Source organism: Citrobacter sedlakii (assembly GCF_018128425.1).
Classification (GTDB): Bacteria; Pseudomonadota; Gammaproteobacteria; order Enterobacterales; family Enterobacteriaceae; genus Citrobacter_A; species Citrobacter_A sedlakii.
Genome location: NZ_CP071070.1, coordinates 4,423,530 through 4,442,762 on the forward strand (window position 1 = coordinate 4,423,530; position 19,233 = coordinate 4,442,762).

Genomic DNA, 19,233 nt, shown 5'->3' on the forward strand with positions numbered 1-19,233 from the left:
AAAGAACCACGTTGCTACGCCCCGCCATCACGCGCACCACTCATTCAGTTTACCGTCAGACGCAGGGCAAGATCCTGCGGGTAGGGATCAAAATAGTTTTGCGTCAGCAGGTAGCGATCCGGGTATTCGGCCAGATAGTGCTTCAGCAGCGTTAACGGGGCGAGGATCGGCAACACACCGGCGCGATAGTTAAGAATGACGTCGCGCAGCTCCCCACGCTGGCGGCTATTGAGTTGGTTACGGAAATACCCCTGGATATGCATCAGCACATTGGTGTGGTTTTTCCGCGAGGCCGGTTTTTTCAGGATCGTCATCAGCTTTTCGCGGTACACCACGAAAAACGCCTCCAGATCGTCCCATTCATGTAATGAGGCGACAAACGGCCCGATCTCGCGATACCCCGCCTGATGGTGCGCCAGCAACTGGAGTTTGTAGCGACTGTGGAAGTCCAGTAGCGCACGTCGCGTCAGGCCCGTTTCACGCAACGCGTTGAGTTCGTGCAGGGCAAATACCCGCTCAACGAAATTTTCCCGCAGTACCGGATCGTGCAGACGGCCATCTTCTTCAACGGGCAGCCAGGGATAGCTCGCCATTAAGGCGCCGGTGAACAGACCGACGCCCTCTTTACGCCCGCGATTGCCTTTTTCATCGTACAGCCGTACCCGCTCCATGCCGCAACTGGGTGATTTTGCACAGACAATAAAGCCTGCCAGATCGCCCAGATGCGAGAGATGGCTGTCGGTAAACGTCGCCATGTTGTCCGTCACATCCTCATGCGGCGCATGGCTAAAGCGCATCCGGATGTCCCCTGCTGCCGTCTGCACCAGGCGCAGCGCCGGACGCGGAACGGGCAGGCCAATCGCCATCTCCGGGCATATCGGTTTGAACGTGACCCACTGCGCCAGTTCATCCATGACAAAGCCCATACGTTTGTGGCCGCCGTCAAAACGAACGTTCGATCCGGTTAAACAGCCGCTGATACCAATAACGGGTTGCACGTTCATGCTCTTCTCCTGACTGTGAATCATAAGGCGTAATGATATTTTAGCTGCTGGGCATACTCTTATGTAACAGGCGCATAACAGTGGATAAAGATTACTCTCAATCTTCTGCCAATCACGCCGGTTTGAATGAAGCGCGAACCGTTTGCACTACACTTTACTTCCAACTGCGTAGATGAAAGGAGTTCTCATGAAGCTATGGCCTGTCGTAACCGGTGTCGCGATTGCATTGACGCTGGTTGCCTGTAAATCCCCCACGCCGCCGAAAGGCGTTCAGCCCATTACGAATTTTGACGCCAGTCGCTATCTGGGCAAATGGTACGAAGTCGCCCGCCTGGAAAACCGCTTTGAGCGGGGGCTTGAGCAGGTGACCGCCACCTACGGCAAGCGCAGCGACGGCGGTATTAGCGTGCTTAACCGCGGTTACGACCCGGTGAAAAATACGTGGAATGAGAGCGAAGGGAAAGCCTATTTCACGGGTGAGCCAACCACGGCCGCGCTGAAAGTCTCGTTCTTCGGGCCGTTCTATGGCGGCTATAACGTGATCAAACTGGATGATAATTACCAGCACGCGCTGGTCAGCGGCCCGGACCGCAGCTATCTGTGGATCCTGTCGCGCACGCCCACTATCCCGGACGCGGTGAAGCAGGATTATCTCACCACCGCGCGCAGTCTGGGCTTCCGGGTCGATCAACTTGTGTGGGTGAAGCACTAGCCGCGATTCAGGCCAAAATACAGCATGGTCCTTTTCACTCCGTGAGCCACGTCAGTCAGCGGATAAACGTGCAGTGTTAGCATATGCTCCGGTTAATTTTGTGATTACAGGGAGAAATGATGGAACTGCTTTTATTGAGTAACTCGACGCTGCCGGGTAAGGGCTGGATGGAGCACGCGTTGCCGCTGATTGCTGAGCAATTAAATGGACGCCGTTCGGCAGTGTTTATTCCGTTCGCAGGCGTGACGCAAACCTGGGACGAGTACACGGAGAAAACGGCAGCCATCTTCGCGCCGATGGGCGTTAACGTAACGGGTATCCATACGGTAGCCGATCCGGTTGCCGCTATTGCCAACGCCGAGGTGGTGATTGTCGGCGGCGGCAATACCTTCCAGTTGCTGAAAGAGAGCCGTGAGCGCGGGCTGCTGGCCCCGATTGTTGACGTGGTGAAACGCGGCGCGCTGTATATCGGCTGGAGCGCAGGTTCCAATCTCGCCTGCCCAACCATTCGCACCACCAACGATATGCCGATTGTCGATCCGCAGGGCTTTGACGCGCTGGGCCTGTTCCCACTCCAGATTAACCCGCACTTCACCAACGCGCTGCCGGAGGGGCATAAGGGCGAAACCCGCGAGCAGCGTATTCGCGAACTACTGGTGGTTGCGCCGGAACTGACGGTCATCGGCCTGCCGGAAGGTAACTGGATTAAGGTGAGTAACGGTCAGGCGGTGCTCGGCGGCCCGAACACCACCTACGTGTTTAAAGCCGGTGAGGACGCAGTAGCGCTGGAGGCGGGACACCGCTTTTAATCGGTTTAGCCCTTGATGCCGGATGGCGCTGCGCCCGTCCGGCAGTCAGTTTGATTAATATTCATCCCTCTCGTCGTCCTGGTCCGGCTGCTCCAGCACGCTGTAAGCAACGGAGCAGAACAGCGAGTTCAGACGCTGCATGTCACCTAGCAGCCCCAAATGCAGAGAACTGGTTTCGATGCTTTGCACGTTCTGCTGATGCAGGCGGTCGACGTGCGCGTGGGAATAGCGGCGGTTCAGTATACGAAAACGGTGCTTGCTGCGGCGCAGTCGTCGGGCGCTGGTGACGTCGCCAGAGAAGAATACCGACATCGCCAGCTGTAGGTTACTGAGCAGTTGATCGTGCAGCGCATCCAGCTCTTTTAACCCTTCGACAGAAAATGCGCGACGTGCCGCCAGCGATTTATCGGCAATTTCACTGCCCATGCGCTCGACGATATCCGATGCCTGCTCAAGGTTAAGCGACATTTCGATGATCTCCGCCCAGCGCGTAGACTCCTCTTCCGCCAGCTCTTCTTTCGGCATCCGCGCCAGATAGAGCTTGATAGCGGTATACAGCACGTTGATGTCATCCGCCATTTTGCGCAGCTCTTTCTCTTCACGCGGCTCACCGTGCATCACCTTTTTCAGTCCAACCATCATCTGTTCCATCGCGTCGCCGATCCGCAACGCTTCCCGAGCGGCATTGGCCAGCGCCAGCGTCGGGGTATCCAGCGCGCTAACGTCCAGATGCTTCGGTTTCAGGTGCGCCTCCAGCTCCGGCTGGTCACGGATCAATCGCTGGCAAAGCCGCGCCATCGGTTCAGCGAACGGGATCATCGCCAGACAACGCACCAGGTTGTAAAAGACGTGGAAGTAGATCACCAGTTCGGACTTCGGCAGCGGCAATTCATCCATCAGGTCCGCCAGCGGATGCACGAACGGCAGAATAATCAGGCTGCCTACCAGCTTGAACAGCAGGCTACCCAGCGCCACGCGACGGGCAGCGGCATTGGCGGCGCTGTTGTTGAGCATCGCCAGCAGACCGGAGCCGAGGTTAGCGCCAATCACCAGACACAGCGCCACCGGGAACGAGATAATGCCCGCCGCCGTCAAGGTCGCGGTCAGCAGCACCGCCGCGAGGCTGGAGTAACTGATGATGGCAAACATCGCGCCGATCAGCGCATCAAGCATGATATCGCCGGTCAGCGAGGCGAAAATCACTTGCACGCCGTTAGCCTGGGTGATCGGCGTGACCGCCTGGACAATCAGCTCCAGCGCCAACAGAATCAGTCCCAGACCAATACCAACACGTCCCAGTTGCCCGGCGCGGGACTGTTTGCGCCCGAGGAAGAAGATCACGCCGATAAAAATCAGCAGTGGCGACAACCACGATAAATCGAAGGTCAGAATACGCGCCATTAGCGCGGTCCCCACATCCGCGCCGAGCACAATCACCAGCGCAGGCGTCAGGGCGACCAGATCCTGAGCGACAAATGAGGTGACCAGCATCGTCGTGGCATTACTGCTTTGCACCAGCGCAGTGACGCCAATCCCCGCACAGAAGGCGAGTGGTTTCTTTTCTACACTACGGCTGAGGACGGTACGCAAGCGCGCGCCAAATACGCGCATCACGCCAGTACGCACAATATGGGTGCCCCACACCAGCAGGGCGACAGCAGAAAGCAGGTGTAACAGCGTTAACACGGAATCAGGTACTCCTTATATTTATATGTTTTCCTGAGGCTCATTAGCGATAAATTTTGCGCAGCGCCTGCCTTGAGTATAAGGGTTTAATTGTAAGAAAGAGACAGGGCGCTCAATGAGCGCCCCGGGAGTTGTAAGGAAACGTGACTTCAGTCTGACGGGTCAGTCCGCATCGTAGCCCAGATTAGGCGCCAGCCAGCGCTCCACTTCCGTTACGCTCATTCCTTTGCGGAACGCGTAATCTTCCACCTGATCGCGCTGAATCTGCGCCACCGCGAAGTACTTGCTGTCCGGATGGCTGAAGTACCAGCCTGATACCGACGCGCCAGGCCACATGGCAAAGGACTCGGTGAGCTTCATGCCGGTATGCTGTTCAACGTCCAGCAACTGCCAGATGGTGCCCTTCTCGGTATGTTCCGGGCAGGCAGGATACCCCGGCGCCGGACGGATCCCCTGGTAATTTTCGCGGATGAGATCCTCATTGCTGAGGTTTTCATTTGCCGCATAGCCCCAGTGCACCTTGCGCACACGTTCATGCAGGTACTCGGCGAACGCTTCCGCCAGGCGGTCGGCAATCGCTTTTACCATGATTTTGTTGTAGTCATCGTGCTGGGCCTCGAACGCGTCCGCCAGCGCGTCCTCTTCAAGCCCGCCGGTCACCGCGAAGGCGCCAATATAGTCGGCTTTGCAGGACAGCTTCGGCGCGACGAAATCGGCCAGGCAGTAGTTGGCAAAACCCACTTTTTCGGTTTGCTGTCGCAGATGATGGCTGACCGCAAGCACATGGGTGCGGGTTTCATCGCGGTAGATCTCGATATCGTCACCGATACGGTTCGCCGGGAACAGGCCGACCACACCGCGCGGGTTGAGCGTTTTCTCAGCGCTGAGTTTATCCAGCATGTCATTGGCGTCTTTAAACAGGCGTTTTGCCTCCTCGCCCACCACTTCATCTTCAAGAATGCGCGGATATTTCCCGGCCAGCGACCAGGTCATGAAGAATGGCGTCCAGTCGATGTAATTACGCAGCGTTTCGATGCTCGCCTCTACTTCCTGTACGCCCAGACGATGCGCCACCGGCGGCGTGTAGCTTGCCCAGTCGAAAGCCAGATCGTTATCCCGCGCGGCAGCCAGCGAGACAGGCGGCGTGCGCGGTTTTTTACGCCCGTGCTGAATACGTACGGTTTCGTACTCTTTACGGGTACGGGCGACAAACTCATCGCGTTGAGTGTCCGACAGGAGCGCCGCCACCACGCCCACCGTGCGCGAGGCATTCTGCACGTAAACCGTCGGGCCGCTGTAGTTCTGCTCGATCTTCACCGCCGTGTGCGCTTTTGAGGTGGTCGCGCCGCCAATCAGCAGCGGAATGGTAAAGCCCTGACGCTCCATCTCTTTCGCCACATTCACCATTTCATCCAGCGACGGGGTGATCAGGCCGGAAAGGCCGATCAGATCGGCATTCACCTCTTTCGCGGTTTTGAGGATTTTCTCCGCCGGAACCATCACGCCGAGATCGACAATTTCGTAGTTATTACACTGTAAAACGACGCCGACAATGTTTTTGCCAATGTCATGAACGTCGCCTTTCACCGTGGCGATGACCATCTTGCCATTGCTTGAGCCCTGCTCTTTACTGGCTTCAATAAACGGCTCCAGATACGCCACCGCCTGCTTCATCACGCGGGCGGATTTGACCACCTGCGGCAGAAACATCTTCCCTTCGCCAAACAGATCGCCGACCACGTTCATGCCGTCCATCAGCGGTCCTTCAATCACTTCAATCGGGCGGGCAGCCTGCTGACGGGCTTCTTCGGTATCCTGTTCGATAAATTCGGTGATGCCTTTCACCAGCGAGTATTCGAGGCGCTTTTTCACATCCCAGCTTCGCCACTCCGCCTGCTGGGCGTTGGCGGAATCATCAGCCTTGCTGCCGCGATATTTTTCCGCCAGTTCCAGCAGTCGCTCGGTGCCATCATCGCGACGGTTGAGGATCACATCCTCTACCGCATCGCGCAGTTCCGTCGGCAAATCGTCGTAAATCGCCAGTTGTCCGGCGTTGACGATCCCCATATCCATGCCGTTGCGAATGGCGTAGTAGAGGAATACCGCATGAATCGCCTCGCGCACCGGGTCGTTGCCGCGAAACGAGAACGAGACGTTAGAAACGCCGCCGGAGATCAGCGCGTGCGGCAATTCGCGTTTAATGTCTTCACACGCGCCAATAAAATCCTGCGCGTAGTTGTTGTGCTCCTCGATTCCGGTGGCGACAGCGAAAATGTTCGGGTCGAAGATAATGTCTTCCGGCGGGAAGCCCACCTCTTCGGTCAAAATTTTGTACGCGCGGCGACAAATCTCGATTTTACGCGCGCGGGTATCCGCCTGGCCCTGCTCATCAAACGCCATGACTACCACCGCCGCACCGTAGCGGCGCAGCAGCTTCGCATGATGGATGAAGGTTTCAACCCCCTCTTTCATCGAGATGGAGTTGACGATGCCTTTACCCTGAATGCACTTCAGCCCTTTTTCGATCACCTCCCATTTAGAGGAGTCGATCATGATCGGCACGCGGGCGATGTCTGGCTCGCCGGCGATCAGATTGAGAAAACGTACCATCGCCGCTTCGGCGTCGAGCATCCCCTCGTCCATGTTGATATCGATGATCTGCGCGCCGCTCTCTACCTGCTGACGGGCGACATCCAGCGCCTCGCTGTATTTTTCTTCTTTGATCAGGCGCTTGAACTTCGCTGAACCCGTAACGTTGGTACGCTCGCCGACGTTCACAAACAGACTGTCGTCGCCAATGTTAAGCGGTTCAAGCCCCGACAACCGGCAGGCGATAGCAATGTCCGGCAGTTTACGCGGCGGTAAGCCTTCTACCGCGCGGCTCATGGCGGCAATATGTTCCGGCGTGGTACCACAGCAGCCGCCGACGATATTCAGGAAGCCCGCTTGCGCCCATTCGCGGATTTGCTTCGCCATGGTATCGGCATCAAGATCGTACTCGCCGAAGGCGTTAGGCAGTCCGGCGTTCGGGTGGGCAGTGACGTAGCATTCGGCGATACGCGACAGTTCCTGCACGTACTGGCGCAGCTCATCCGGTCCCAGTGCGCAGTTCAGGCCAAAAGTGAGCGCTTCGGCGTGGCGCAACGAGTTGTAAAACGCTTCGGTTGTCTGGCCGGAAAGCGTGCGTCCGGAGGCGTCGGTGATGGTGCCGGAAATCATAATCGGCAATTCCACGCCCAGCGCCTCAAATTCTTCTTTCACGGCGAATATCGCCGCTTTCGCATTCAGCGTATCGAAAACCGTTTCGATCAGAATGAGGTCTGCACCGCCTTCCACCAGCGCCCGCGTGGATTCACGGTAGGCCGCCACCAGTTGATCGAAAGAGATATTACGGAACGCCGGGTCGTTCACATCGGGCGAGATGGAGGCCGTGCGGTTAGTGGGGCCGAGGACGCCTGCCACATAGCGCGGTTTTTCCGGCGTGCGCGCCGTCCACTCATCGGCGCAGGCTCGCGCCAGCTTCGCGGCAGCAAAGTTAATTTCCGCCGACAGCGACTCCATCTGATAATCCGCCATCGCGATGGTCGTGGAGTTAAACGTGTTGGTTTCGATGATATCCGCGCCCGCGTCAAAATAAGCGTCATGGATAGCGCGGATAACGTCCGGTTTGCTGAGCACCAGCAGGTCGTTATTACCTTTCAGGTCGCAAGGCCAGTTGGCAAAACGGTCACCGCGAAAATCGGCTTCGCTCAGACGGTAGCTCTGGATCATCGTGCCCATACCGCCGTCCAGCACCAGAATACGTTCATTTAACTGCGCACGCAGTTGTTCAACTTTGCTGCTCACACTTGCTCCCGACAACGCTCAACCAGACCAAAAAAATCTCAACAGGTCATACTGGCACAAACGGAAGAGGTGGAAAAGAGAACAACAGACAACATGAGACATGTTCAGCTTCACTCATCCGATCAGTTTAAGTCTGCTTGCATTATAATTGAATAAAACGAAAATGATTTCCACGATACAGAAAAAGGAGTCAGCCATGGTTGCCACCGTTCCCGCGAAACGCGGTAGAAAACCCGCCGCGACGACAGCCCCCGCCGCCGGACAGGTTCAGTCGCTCACCCGTGGCCTGAAGCTGCTGGAATGGATCGCGGAGTCCAACGGCAGCGTGGCATTGACCGAGCTGGCGCAGCAGGCAGGTTTACCCAATTCCACGACCCACCGCCTGCTGACCACCATGCAGCAGCAGGGTTTCGTCCGTCAGGTTGGCGATCTCGGTCACTGGGCGGTCGGCGCGCATGCGTTCATTGTCGGCAGCAGCTTTCTGCAAAGCCGCAATCTGCTGGCGATTGTCCACCCAATCCTGCGACGTCTGATGGAAGATTCCGGCGAGACGGTGAATCTGGCGGTGCTGGATCAAAGCGACCATCAGGCGATTATTATCGACCAGGTGCAGTGTACTCAACTGATGCGCATGTCAGCGCCTATCGGCGGCAAGCTGCCGATGCACGCCTCCGGCGCGGGCAAAGCGTTCCTTTCCCAACTCAGCGAGGAGCAGGTCACCCGTCTGCTGCACCGTAAAGGACTGCATGCCTATACCCATGCTACGCTGGTGTCGCCTGTCCATCTGAAGGACGATCTCGCCCAGACCCGTAAGCGCGGCTATTCGTTTGATGATGAAGAACACGCGCTGGGCCTGCGCTGTGTGGCATCGTGCATTTATGATGAGCATCGCGAGCCGTTCGCCGCCATTTCGATTTCCGGCCCGATTTCGCGCATCACCGATGACCGCGTGACTGAGTTTGGCGCGATGGTGATCAAGGCGGCGAAGGAAGTGACGCTGGCATACGGTGGAATTCGTTAAGCCCGGTTTACCGGGTGGCGACGCGCCCTGTCCGGCCTACGCCGGCTCCGCAGAACCGGCGTACCGCACGCAAAACCGCTGCTTACGCCGGTAAGCATAGACATCCTCTACATGCCCTTCCCGTATACGCGTCTGTAACGCCCGCCAGTAGTCGGCGCGAAACAGGTCGGCATGCATCTCTTCAAACAACGGTCCGATGCGCGGATCGGCGCACAGCCAGTGGCGAAATTCTTCCGGAAACACATCGCCCGGCGATACGCTGTACCAGGGTTCGGCGCTCAACTCATCCTCCGGATACCGCGCTTGCGGGATATCGCGGAAATTGACCTCTGTCATGTAGCAAATCTCATCGTAGTCGTAAAACACCACGCGGCCATGACGGGTAACGCCAAAGTTTTTAAACAGCATGTCGCCGGGAAAAATATTGGCGGCGGCAAGCTGGCGAATGGCGTTGCCGTACTCCTCAATGGCGTCACGCAACTGCTGGCCATCAACCTGCTCAAGCCAGATATTCAGCGGTACCATTCGCCGTTCAATATACAAATGACGAATGATAATGTGATCGCCAAAGTCGGTGATTTTCTCCGGCGCTTCTTCACGCAATAGCGACAATAACGCCGGGTCGATTTGCCGTTTCTCCAGCACGAAGTTTTCAAACTCCTGGGTATCTGCCATACGCCCGACGCGATCGTGCTCTTTCACCAGTTGATAGCAGGCGCGAACATGGGCGGCAGACATCTCTTTTTGCGGGGCAAATTTATCTTTGATGATTTTGAAGACCCGGTCGAATCCCGGCAGGGTAAACACCAGCATCACCATCCCACGGATGCCCGGCGCTTCAATAAACTGTTCGTCGCAACTGCGCAAGTACAGTAAATACTCGCGATAGCTTTCGGTCTTGGCGTGCTTCTGGCAGCCGATCGCCATATACAGTTCGGCGGTGGTTTTCCCCGGCAGGATCTCGCGTAACCACTCCACCAGCGCGGCGGGCAGCGGCGCGTACACCATAAAATAGGAGCGGGCGAAGCCAAACACGATGCTGGCTTCCGCCGTAGTGGTCAGGCAGGCGTCGACAAACAGTTCGCCTTCATCAGTGCGATGAATCGGCAGCAGGAACGGCAAAGTGCCCTCGGGCATGACCAGCTTACCCACCAGCCAGGCCGCCTTGTTGCGATAAAACAGTTCGTTCGCCACCTGCAAATGGCTACGGGATAACACATCCGCGCCAAAGGTTTCCGTCAGATGCAGGGTGATATAGCGAATATCACGGCTTTTATTTTGCCACGGCAGACGCAGAGGGAGATCGCTGAGCACGCGCGTTAATAGCGGTTCCCAGCCGCGATCGGGAAAGAAATCTTTCGCCAGCGGGCGAGGAATGGTACGAAAGCGCCGCTCCGGCTGGGAGCTGAAGATAAACAGCCGCTCGGGGGTCAACGAACGGTGATCGAATAACCGGCAGTAGACGGAGTTAAAAAAGCTCTCCGCTATCTCGAAGCGTGGATAGTCTGGTAACAGCCGGGTGTAGTGTTCTTTTACCCGCAGCAAAAAATCCGCATCGGTACTTTTGCCGTCGGTGATGCAGCGCAACTGTTCCACTACCAGACCAACATGGTGATCGTAAAGATGGATACGCTGTTTCATGGCCTGCTGAACCGCGTGCCAGTCAGCCTGTTCGAAGCGCTGCTGCGCCCCGGAAGTCACTTCCAGAAACCGACCATACTGGGCGTCAAAGCCTTGCAGAATGGTTTGTGCAATCAGTAATTCCAGGCCACGCGTCATCGCTTCTCCCCATCCTGCACATGATCATGCCAGATGGCGCATTCGCTTATCCGGCCTACAGGTTATCGTAGACCCGGTAAGCGCGCGCCACCGGACATCAGGTCATCAGGTCATCAGGTCATCAGGTCATCAGGTCATCAGGTCATCAGGTCATCAGGTCATCAGGTCATCAGGTCATCAGAACTGCGACTCTTCTGTCGACCCGGTTAATGCGGTAACCGATGACGCGCCGCCCTGAATGATGGTGGTGACTTTATCGAAATAACCGGTACCCACTTCCTGCTGATGAGAAACAAAGGTATAGCCCTCTTTACCGGCGGCGAATTCCGGCTGCTGCACTTTCTCAACGTAGTGCTTCATGCCTTCGCCCTGCGCATAAGCATGTGCCAGATCGAACATGTTGAACCACATGCTGTGGATCCCGGCTAATGTGATGAACTGATATTTGTAGCCCATATCCGACAGTTGCTGCTGGAAGCTGGCGATGGTCGTATCATCCAGATTCTTCTGCCAGTTAAATGACGGCGAGCAGTTGTAGGCCAGCAGTTTGCCTGGATATTTGGCGTGGATGGCCTCGGCAAAGCGTTTCGCCAGCGCCAGATCCGGCGTGGAGGTTTCACACCACACCAGATCGGCATACGGGGCGTAGGCCAGACCACGACTGATTGCCTGCTCGATCCCTGCGCGGGTGCGGAAAAACCCTTCGCTGGTGCGCTCGCCGGTAATAAATTCGCTATCGTACGGGTCGCAGTCGGAGGTAATCAGATCCGCCGCGTCGGCGTCAGTACGGGCAATCAGCAGCGTAGGCACGCCCATCACATCCGCCGCCAGACGCGCGGCAACCAGTTTCTGGATCGCTTCCTGCGTCGGCACCAGCACCTTGCCGCCCATGTGACCGCATTTCTTGACGGAAGCCAGCTGATCTTCAAAGTGAACGGCCGCTGCACCGGCTTCAATCATCGATTTCATCAGCTCAAACGCGTTTAACACGCCGCCAAAACCGGCTTCCGCATCCGCCACGATCGGCAGGTAGTAGTCCACATAGCGCGGATCGTTTGGTTCAATCCCGCTGGACCACTGGATCTGATCCGCACGACGAAACGTATTGTTGATCCGATCCACCACCGCCGGTACCGAGTTCGCCGGATACAGCGATTGATCCGGGTACATGCTGGAGGCCAGGTTAGCATCCGCCGCCACCTGCCAACCTGACAGATAGACCGCCTCAATACCGGCTTTCGCCTGCTGCAGCGCCTGGCCACCGGTCAGCGCGCCGAGGCTGTTGATGTAACCTTTTTTCGCCTCACCATGCAGCAAGCGCCACATTTTCGCCGCGCCAAGCTGTGCCAGCGTGCATTCCGGATTGACCGAGCCGCGTAATTTCACCACTTCCTCCGCGCTATAAGGGCGACGAATGCCTTCCCAGCGCGGTTGTGTCCATTCTTTTTGTAATTCTTCAATTTGTTGGGTACGGGTTTTCATGTGCAGATGCTCCATATTGTTATGTGGTGAATTACGCCAGGAAGCGGTATCCCGGCAGGGTCAGGAAGTCGATTAACTCATCTGATGTGGTGATTTGCTCCATCAGGCGCGCAGCGTCATCGAAACGCCCGCTGCTGTAACGGTGCTCGCCCAGCTCGTCCTGGATCACCCGCATCTCTTCGGCCAGCATCTGGCGGAACAGCGCTTTGGTTACCGGCTTGCCGTTGCTGAGGGTTTTTTCGTGGTGGATCCACTGCCAGATGGAGGTGCGGGAAATTTCCGCCGTCGCCGCATCTTCCATCAGGCCGTAAATCGGTACGCAGCCGTTACCGGAGATCCACGCCTCGATATACTGCACTGCCACGCGAATGTTGGCGCGCATCCCTTCTTCAGTACGCTCTCCTTCACACGGCGCCAGAAGCTGTTCGGCAGTGATTGGCGCATCCTCCTCACGGGTGACGAAAAGCTGGTTTTTGTTTTCACCCAGCACCTCGTTAAACACTGCCATTGCGGTATCCGCCAGCCCCGGATGTGCAATCCAGGTGCCGTCGTGGCCGTTTTTCGCCTCCAGCGCTTTATCCGCTTTTACCTTTTCGAGCACCTGATTATTACGCTCGGCATCTTTGCTCGGAATAAACGCCGCCATGCCCCCCATCGCGAACGCGCCGCGCTTGTGGCAAGTTTTTATCAGCAGGCGTGAGTAGGCGCTGAGGAAGGGTTTATCCATTGTCACCACCTGGCGGTCCGGCAGGACGCGATCCGGATGATTTTTCAACGTTTTTATATAGCTGAAGATATAATCCCAGCGGCCACAATTCAGACCAACAATGTGGTCACGCAGCGCGTGGAGGATTTCATCCATTTGAAAAACAGCAGGCAGCGTTTCTATGAGCAGAGTCGCTTTAATGGTGCCGCGTGGCAGATTGAAGCGATCTTCTGCGTAGCTAAAGACTTCACTCCACCATGCCGCTTCTTGCCAGGCCTGCGTTTTCGGCAAATAGAAGTAGGGGCCGCTGCCTTTGGCCAGCAGCGCCTGATAGTTGTGGAAGAAATAGAGCGCAAAGTCGAACAGGCTGCCCGGGATCGCCTCGCCGCGCCAGGTGACGTGTTTTTCCGGCAAATGCAGACCGCGAACGCGGCAGATGAGTAACGCCGGATCGGGCTTGAGTTGGTAAATTTTACCGGCTTCGTTGGTGTAGCTGATGGTGCCATTGACCGCGTCGCGCAGGTTAATATGTCCGTCGATCACTTTGCTCCATTCCGGCGCCAGTGAATCCTCAAAATCGGCCATAAACACCTTCACGTTGGCATTCAGGGCATTAATAACCATCTTGCGCTCAACCGGTCCGGTGATCTCAACGCGTCGATCCTGTAAATCCGCCGGGATGCCGCGAATCGTCCAATCACCCTCACGAATGGAAGTCGTTTCCGAAATAAAATCTGGCAGATTACCGTTGTCAATATCCTGCTGTTGCTGGATGCGCGCCGCGAGCAGCTTGTTGCGTTTGGGCGTGAAACGCGTCACCAGTTCAGTCAGAAAAGCCACTGCTTCTTCGGTGAGGATTTGCTTCTCCGGCTCGCCATACGGCCTGGTGAAGGTCAATTCATCGGTGGTCGTCGCCTGTTGATTCATTCTTAAGCTCCTCGTCATGGATCACATTACATCCCCAATGCGAACGAAGGATCGTTGTGCGCTTTTCGTTCAGCACAACTAAGACTACTCAATTAAATTTCAAAATCAAAAACAATTTCCATTTTTAATTTAATTATCAAGTAACTTATTGATAACATTAATAATAAAGTTTAATTACAAGATGAAGTGAATTTCGGAAATAAAAAAGGCACCCGAAGGTGCCTGATGCAAGCTGCTGAAACGCTTTAGGATCGTCAGCGGCAGAAGATTAATCCAGTGTTGGATTCATGTGACGCAGATCGTACGGGGTAATCTGATAGACGTAATAGTTGAGCCAGTTGGTAAACAGTAAATTTCCATGGCTTCGCCAGGTGGCGCGCGGTTTGTTTTGCGGATCGTTTTTAGGGAAGTAATTATACGGTACGTCCGGATTCAGCCCGGCTTCAACATCACGAAAATATTCGCTGGCAAGCGTGTGCGCATCGTATTCCGGATGGCCGGTCACAAAGGCAATGCGTTTATCTTTGCTGGCAAAAAGATAGGCGTCTCCATCCTCTGTTTCTGCGAGGATCTCGAGATCGGTATAGTCACGAATCAGCGCCGCCGGAAAGTCAGCATAGCGCGAGTGCGGCGCAAGGAAGGAATCATCAAAACCGCGCGTCAGCAAGGCATGGGGATGCAAGATGTGATGTTCATAGACGCCAGACAGTTTATCGGCGCGAGTTTGCTTGGGAATACCGTAAAGGATGTTAAGCGCAGCCTGTACCGCCCAACAGACAAACAGTGTCGAGGTCACATGATCTTTCGCCCATTCCAGAACCTGTTTGATCTGCGGCCAGTAAGCGACATCGTTAAACTCAACCAGCCCCAGCGGTGCGCCAGTGACAATCAGTCCATCGAAGTTGTGATCGCAGATATCTTCAAAGTTGCAATAAAAGTTATTCAGATGCTCTGCTGGCGTGTTGCGCGACTCACGCGCGTCGATCCTGAGCAACTGGATATCCACCTGCAGCGGCGAATTGGAAAGCAGGCGCAGGAACTGATTTTCAGTTTCGATTTTCTTCGGCATCAGGTTGAGAATAAGTACCTTCAGCGGACGAATTTCCTGACCTGACGCGCGGGAAGACGTCATCACAAAGACGTTTTCCTCACGCAAGAAATTGACGGCGGGTAGCTCGTCCTGCACGCGAATCGGCATAACCTGATAACCTCACAACATACGTTTATACGTTTAGACATCCAGATAGCCGAAGATACCGAGAAATCGGCAAAATGTCGAGCCTGCATGTTGAAGGTGAGAAAGTTTCACGTCGGTAAGTGCGTTAGACTATAAGCATGAAGAAAAGGAGAAAGTATGGTTATTAACATTCGCCGATCGCGACATGATGATGGGGATAAGCTGGTCAAAATCTGGTGTCGTTCAGTCGATGCCACGCATGATTTTCTGTCAAAAGCGTATCGAGCCGAGCTTGAGGAACTGGTGAAATCATTTCTGCCAGAAGCGCCGTTATGGGTGGCCGTCGATGAAAAGGATGTCCCTGTGGCCTTTATGCTGCTGACCGGTGAACATATGGATGCGCTGTTTGTGGATCCAGACGTTCGCGGATGTGGAATTGGAAAATTATTGATTGAACATGCACTTACACTGGCCCCGGAGCTCACAACCAATGTTAACGAACAGAATGCGCAGGCAGTGGGATTCTATAAAAAAATGGGGTTTACAGTAACGGGCCGTTCAGAAGTGGACGATCTGGGAAAACCGTACCCGTTGTTGAATTTAGTATATCGATAGGTCAGATCGCGTTGGATGGTGTAGACCAGCGCCAGAAACGCAAAAAGCCCATCCGTCAGGATGGGCTTTTCACTTGTTTGATGCCTGGCAGTTCCCTACTCTCGCATGGGGAGACCCCACACTACCATCGGCGCTACGGCGTTTCACTTCTGAGTTCGGCATGGGGTCAGGTGGGACCACCGCGCTAAGGCCGCCAGGCAAATTCTTTGTGCTCTGTCCTGTGTCTTTTGTGCTGATACTGCGTTGGCTGCGCCTGCGAACGTCAGTCACATACTTTTGTATGCTCCTTCCGTCGCTTCACTTGCCGCCTTGTCTCAGCGCAAAATCCTTCGGACTCTGAATCAATGCTGAAAATTTTCTCAATTCCGCCAAAACATCTTCGGCGTTGTAAGGTTAAGCCTCACGGTTCATTAGTACCGGTTAGCTCAACGCATCGCTGCGCTTACACACCCGGCCTATCAACGTCGTCGTCTTCAACGTTCCTTCAGGAGACTTAAAGTCTCAGGGAGAACTCATCTCGGGGCAAGTTTCGTGCTTAGATGCTTTCAGCACTTATCTCTTCCGCATTTAGCTACCGGGCAGTGCCATTGGCATGACAACCCGAACACCAGTGATGCGTCCACTCCGGTCCTCTCGTACTAGGAGCAGCCCCCCTCAGTTCTCCAGCGCCCACGGCAGATAGGGACCGAACTGTCTCACGACGTTCTAAACCCAGCTCGCGTACCACTTTAAATGGCGAACAGCCATACCCTTGGGACCTACTTCAGCCCCAGGATGTGATGAGCCGACATCGAGGTGCCAAACACCGCCGTCGATATGAACTCTTGGGCGGTATCAGCCTGTTATCCCCGGAGTACCTTTTATCCGTTGAGCGATGGCCCTTCCATTCAGAACCACCGGATCACTATGACCTGCTTTCGCACCTGCTCGCGCCGTCACGCTCGCAGTCAAGCTGGCTTATGCCATTGCACTAACCTCCTGATGTCCGACCAGGATTAGCCAACCTTCGTGCTCCTCCGTTACTCTTTAGGAGGAGACCGCCCCAGTCAAACTACCCACCAGACACTGTCCGCAACCCGGATTACGGGCCTACGTTAGAACACCAGCCATTAAAGGGTGGTATTTCAAGGGCGGCTCCACGCAGACTGGCGTCCACGCTTCAAAGCCTCCCACCTATCCTACACATCAAGGACCAGTGTTCAGTGTCAAGCTATAGTAAAGGTTCACGGGGTCTTTCCGTCTTGCCGCGGGTACACTGCATCTTCACAGCGAGTTCAATTTCACTGAGTCTCGGGTGGAGACAGCCTGGCCATCATTACGCCATTCGTGCAGGTCGGAACTTACCCGACAAGGAATTTCGCTACCTTAGGACCGTTATAGTTACGGCCGCCGTTTACCGGGGCTTCGATCAAGAGCTTCTCCTTACGGATAACCCCATCAATTAACCTTCCGGCACCGGGCAGGCGTCACACCGTATACGTCCACTTTCGTGTTTGCACAGTGCTGTGTTTTTAATAAACAGTTGCAGCCAGCTGGTATCTTCGACTGATTTCAGCTCCATGAGTAAATCACTTCACCTACATATCAGCGTGCCTTCTCCCGAAGTTACGGCACCATTTTGCCTAGTTCCTTCACCCGAGTTCTCTCAAGCGCCTTGGTATTCTCTACCTGACCACCTGTGTCGGTTTGGGGTACGATTTGATGTTACCTGATGCTTAGAGGCTTTTCCTGGAAGCAGGGCATTTGTCACTTCAGCACCGTAGTGCCTCGTCATCACGCCTCAGTGTTAAAGTGAACCGGATTTACCTGGAACACACACCTACACGCTTAAACCGGGACAACCGTCGCCCGGCCGACATAGCCTTCTCCGTCCCCCCTTCGCAGTAACACCAAGTACAGGAATATTAACCTGTTTCCCATCGACTACGCCTTTCGGCCTCGCCTTAGGGGTCGACTCACCCTGCCCCGATTAACGTTGGACAGGAACCCTTGGTCTTCCGGCGAGCGGGCTTTTCACCCGCTTTATCGTTACTTATGTCAGCATTCGCACTTCTGATACCTCCAGCATGCCTCACAGCACACCTTCAACGGCTTACAGAACGCTCCCCTACCCAACAACGCATAAGCGTCGCTGCCGCAGCTTCGGTGCATGGTTTAGCCCCGTTACATCTTCCGCGCAGGCCGACTCGACCAGTGAGCTATTACGCTTTCTTTAAATGATGGCTGCTTCTAAGCCAACATCCTGGCTGTCTGAGCCTTCCCACATCGTTTCCCACTTAACCATGACTTTGGGACCTTAGCTGGCGGTCTGGGTTGTTTCCCTCTTCACGACGGACGTTAGCACCCGCCGTGTGTCTCCCGTGATAACATTCTCCGGTATTCGCAGTTTGCATCGGGTTGGTAAGCCGGGATGGCCCCCTAGCCGAAACAGTGCTCTACCCCCGGAGATGAATTCACGAGGCGCTACCTAAATAGCTTTCGGGGAGAACCAGCTATCTCCCGGTTTGATTGGCCTTTCACCCCCAGCCACAGGTCATCCGCTAATTTTTCAACATTAGTCGGTTCGGTCCTCCAGTTAGTGTTACCCAACCTTCAACCTGCCCATGGCTAGATCACCGGGTTTCGGGTCTATACCCTGCAACTTAACGCCCAGTTAAGACTCGGTTTCCCTGCGGCTCCCCTATACGGTTAACCTTGCTACAGAATATAAGTCGCTGACCCATTATACAAAAGGTACGCAGTCACCCCATAAAGAGGCTCCCACTGCTTGTACGTACACGGTTTCAGGTTCTTTTTCACTCCCCTCGCCGGGGTTCTTTTCGCCTTTCCCTCACGGTACTGGTTCACTATCGGTCAGTCAGGAGTATTTAGCCTTGGAGGATGGTCCCCCCATATTCAGACAGGATACCACGTGTCCCGCCCTACTCATCGAGCTCACAACCGGTGCGGTTTTGTGTACGGGGCTGTCACCCTGTATCGCGTGCCTTTCCAGACACTTCCACTACCACACTGGCTGATTCAGGCTCTGGGCTGCTCCCCGTTCGCTCGCCGCTACTGGGGGAATCTCGGTTGATTTCTTTTCCTCGGGGTACTTAGATGTTTCAGTTCCCCCGGTTCGCCTCGTTAACCTATGTATTCAGTTAACGATAGTGTGACGAATCACACTGGGTTTCCCCATTCGGACATCGCCGGGTCAAAGGTTCATATCACCTCGCCGACGCTTTTCGCAGATTAGCACGTCCTTCATCGCCTCTGACTGCCAGGGCATCCACCGTGTACGCTTGGTCGCTTAACCTCACAACCCGAAGATGTTTCACTTCTGATTGCGATAATTGAGAGACTCACGAACAACTTTCGTTGTTCTGTGTTTCAATTTTCAGCTTGATCCAGATTTTTAAAGAGCAAATATCTCAAACATGACTCGCAAGTCAGTTTTGAGATATAACGGCCGGCGACTTTCACTCACACA

The 19,233-nt window shown here is 55.1% G+C and carries 11 protein-coding genes and 2 rRNA genes; 4 read left to right on the forward strand and 9 right to left on the reverse strand.

All coding sequences use genetic code 11. The features are described 5' to 3' along the window. Nucleotides 1–44: 44 nt before the first annotated feature. A complete protein-coding gene (locus JY391_RS20955) occupies nucleotides 45–1,004 on the reverse strand; it encodes a YbgA family protein (protein ID WP_200036013.1) in 960 nt (319 codons plus the stop codon). Between the two features lie 187 nt (nucleotides 1,005–1,191). Here JY391_RS20955 and JY391_RS20960 point away from each other — a divergent pair, with 187 nt between their 5' ends. Both JY391_RS20960 and pepE read left to right on the forward strand, forming a co-directional pair. After that, a complete protein-coding gene (locus JY391_RS20960) occupies nucleotides 1,192–1,716 on the forward strand; it encodes a lipocalin family protein (protein WP_211934967.1) in 525 nt (174 codons plus the stop codon). A gap of 119 nt (nucleotides 1,717–1,835) precedes the next feature. Further along, nucleotides 1,836–2,525: a dipeptidase PepE gene (gene pepE / locus JY391_RS20965; protein ID WP_060570435.1), complete on the forward strand. Its 690-nt coding sequence runs from the start codon at nucleotides 1,836–1,838 to the stop codon at nucleotides 2,523–2,525. Between the two features lie 54 nt (nucleotides 2,526–2,579). Here pepE and JY391_RS20970 read toward each other — a convergent pair whose 3' ends face one another. Continuing rightward, complete coding sequence (locus tag JY391_RS20970) at nucleotides 2,580–4,211, reverse strand: Na/Pi cotransporter family protein (RefSeq protein ID WP_211934968.1); 1,632 nt, start codon at nucleotides 4,209–4,211, stop codon at nucleotides 2,580–2,582. Between the two features lie 162 nt (nucleotides 4,212–4,373). Next, on the reverse strand, nucleotides 4,374–8,057 hold the full coding sequence (metH, locus tag JY391_RS20975; protein ID WP_211934969.1) for a methionine synthase: 3,684 nt from the start codon (nucleotides 8,055–8,057) through the stop codon (nucleotides 4,374–4,376). A gap of 196 nt (nucleotides 8,058–8,253) precedes the next feature. On the opposite strand from metH, the gene iclR reads away from it, so the two are divergent. Then, nucleotides 8,254–9,078: a glyoxylate bypass operon transcriptional repressor IclR gene (gene iclR, locus JY391_RS20980; protein WP_200036017.1), complete on the forward strand. Its 825-nt coding sequence runs from the start codon at nucleotides 8,254–8,256 to the stop codon at nucleotides 9,076–9,078. A gap of 36 nt (nucleotides 9,079–9,114) precedes the next feature. On the opposite strand, the gene aceK is transcribed toward iclR, so the two are convergent. The 4 genes from aceK to metA form a co-directional block, all read right to left on the reverse strand. Further along, entirely contained in the window at nucleotides 9,115–10,857 is a 1,743-nt protein-coding gene (gene aceK, locus JY391_RS20985) for a bifunctional isocitrate dehydrogenase kinase/phosphatase (protein WP_211934970.1), read from the reverse strand. 177 nt (nucleotides 10,858–11,034) lie between these two features. Next, nucleotides 11,035–12,339 (reverse strand): isocitrate lyase, encoded by a 1,305-nt coding sequence (gene aceA, locus JY391_RS20990; protein ID WP_211934971.1) that lies wholly within the window; start codon nucleotides 12,337–12,339, stop codon nucleotides 11,035–11,037. 31 nt (nucleotides 12,340–12,370) lie between these two features. Then, a complete protein-coding gene (gene aceB / locus JY391_RS20995; protein WP_181822194.1) occupies nucleotides 12,371–13,972 on the reverse strand; it encodes a malate synthase A in 1,602 nt (533 codons plus the stop codon). A gap of 268 nt (nucleotides 13,973–14,240) precedes the next feature. Further along, nucleotides 14,241–15,170, reverse strand: coding sequence for a homoserine O-acetyltransferase MetA (metA, locus tag JY391_RS21000; protein WP_042291319.1), 930 nt, complete (start codon nucleotides 15,168–15,170; stop codon nucleotides 14,241–14,243). 156 nt (nucleotides 15,171–15,326) lie between these two features. On the opposite strand from metA, the gene JY391_RS21005 reads away from it, so the two are divergent. Continuing rightward, nucleotides 15,327–15,764: an acetyltransferase gene (locus JY391_RS21005; protein WP_042291320.1), complete on the forward strand. Its 438-nt coding sequence runs from the start codon at nucleotides 15,327–15,329 to the stop codon at nucleotides 15,762–15,764. A gap of 82 nt (nucleotides 15,765–15,846) precedes the next feature. On the opposite strand, the gene rrf is transcribed toward JY391_RS21005, so the two are convergent. Both rrf and JY391_RS21015 read right to left on the reverse strand, forming a co-directional pair. Further along, nucleotides 15,847–15,962: ribosomal RNA gene (rrf, locus tag JY391_RS21010) — 5S ribosomal RNA — on the reverse strand. 191 nt (nucleotides 15,963–16,153) lie between these two features. Then, nucleotides 16,154–19,059 (reverse strand): 23S ribosomal RNA (locus JY391_RS21015). Nucleotides 19,060–19,233 lie beyond the last annotated feature (174 nt).

Excerpts from the sequence above, each read along its gene's own strand:
- JY391_RS20960 (WP_211934967.1), top strand. The coding sequence starts at position 1,192 with ATGAAGCTATGGCCTGTCGTAACCGGTGTCGCGATTGCATTGACGCTG.
- pepE (WP_060570435.1), top strand. The coding sequence starts at position 1,836 with ATGGAACTGCTTTTATTGAGTAACTCGACGCTGCCGGGTAAGGGCTGG.
- JY391_RS20955 (WP_200036013.1), bottom strand. The coding sequence starts at position 1,004 with ATGAACGTGCAACCCGTTATTGGTATCAGCGGCTGTTTAACCGGATCG.
- aceK (WP_211934970.1), bottom strand. The coding sequence starts at position 10,857 with ATGACGCGTGGCCTGGAATTACTGATTGCACAAACCATTCTGCAAGGC.
- iclR (WP_200036017.1), top strand. The coding sequence starts at position 8,254 with ATGGTTGCCACCGTTCCCGCGAAACGCGGTAGAAAACCCGCCGCGACG.
- aceB (WP_181822194.1), bottom strand. The coding sequence starts at position 13,972 with ATGAATCAACAGGCGACGACCACCGATGAATTGACCTTCACCAGGCCG.
- metA (WP_042291319.1), bottom strand. The coding sequence starts at position 15,170 with ATGCCGATTCGCGTGCAGGACGAGCTACCCGCCGTCAATTTCTTGCGT.
- JY391_RS21005 (WP_042291320.1), top strand. The coding sequence starts at position 15,327 with ATGGTTATTAACATTCGCCGATCGCGACATGATGATGGGGATAAGCTG.
- aceA (WP_211934971.1), bottom strand. The coding sequence starts at position 12,339 with ATGAAAACCCGTACCCAACAAATTGAAGAATTACAAAAAGAATGGACA.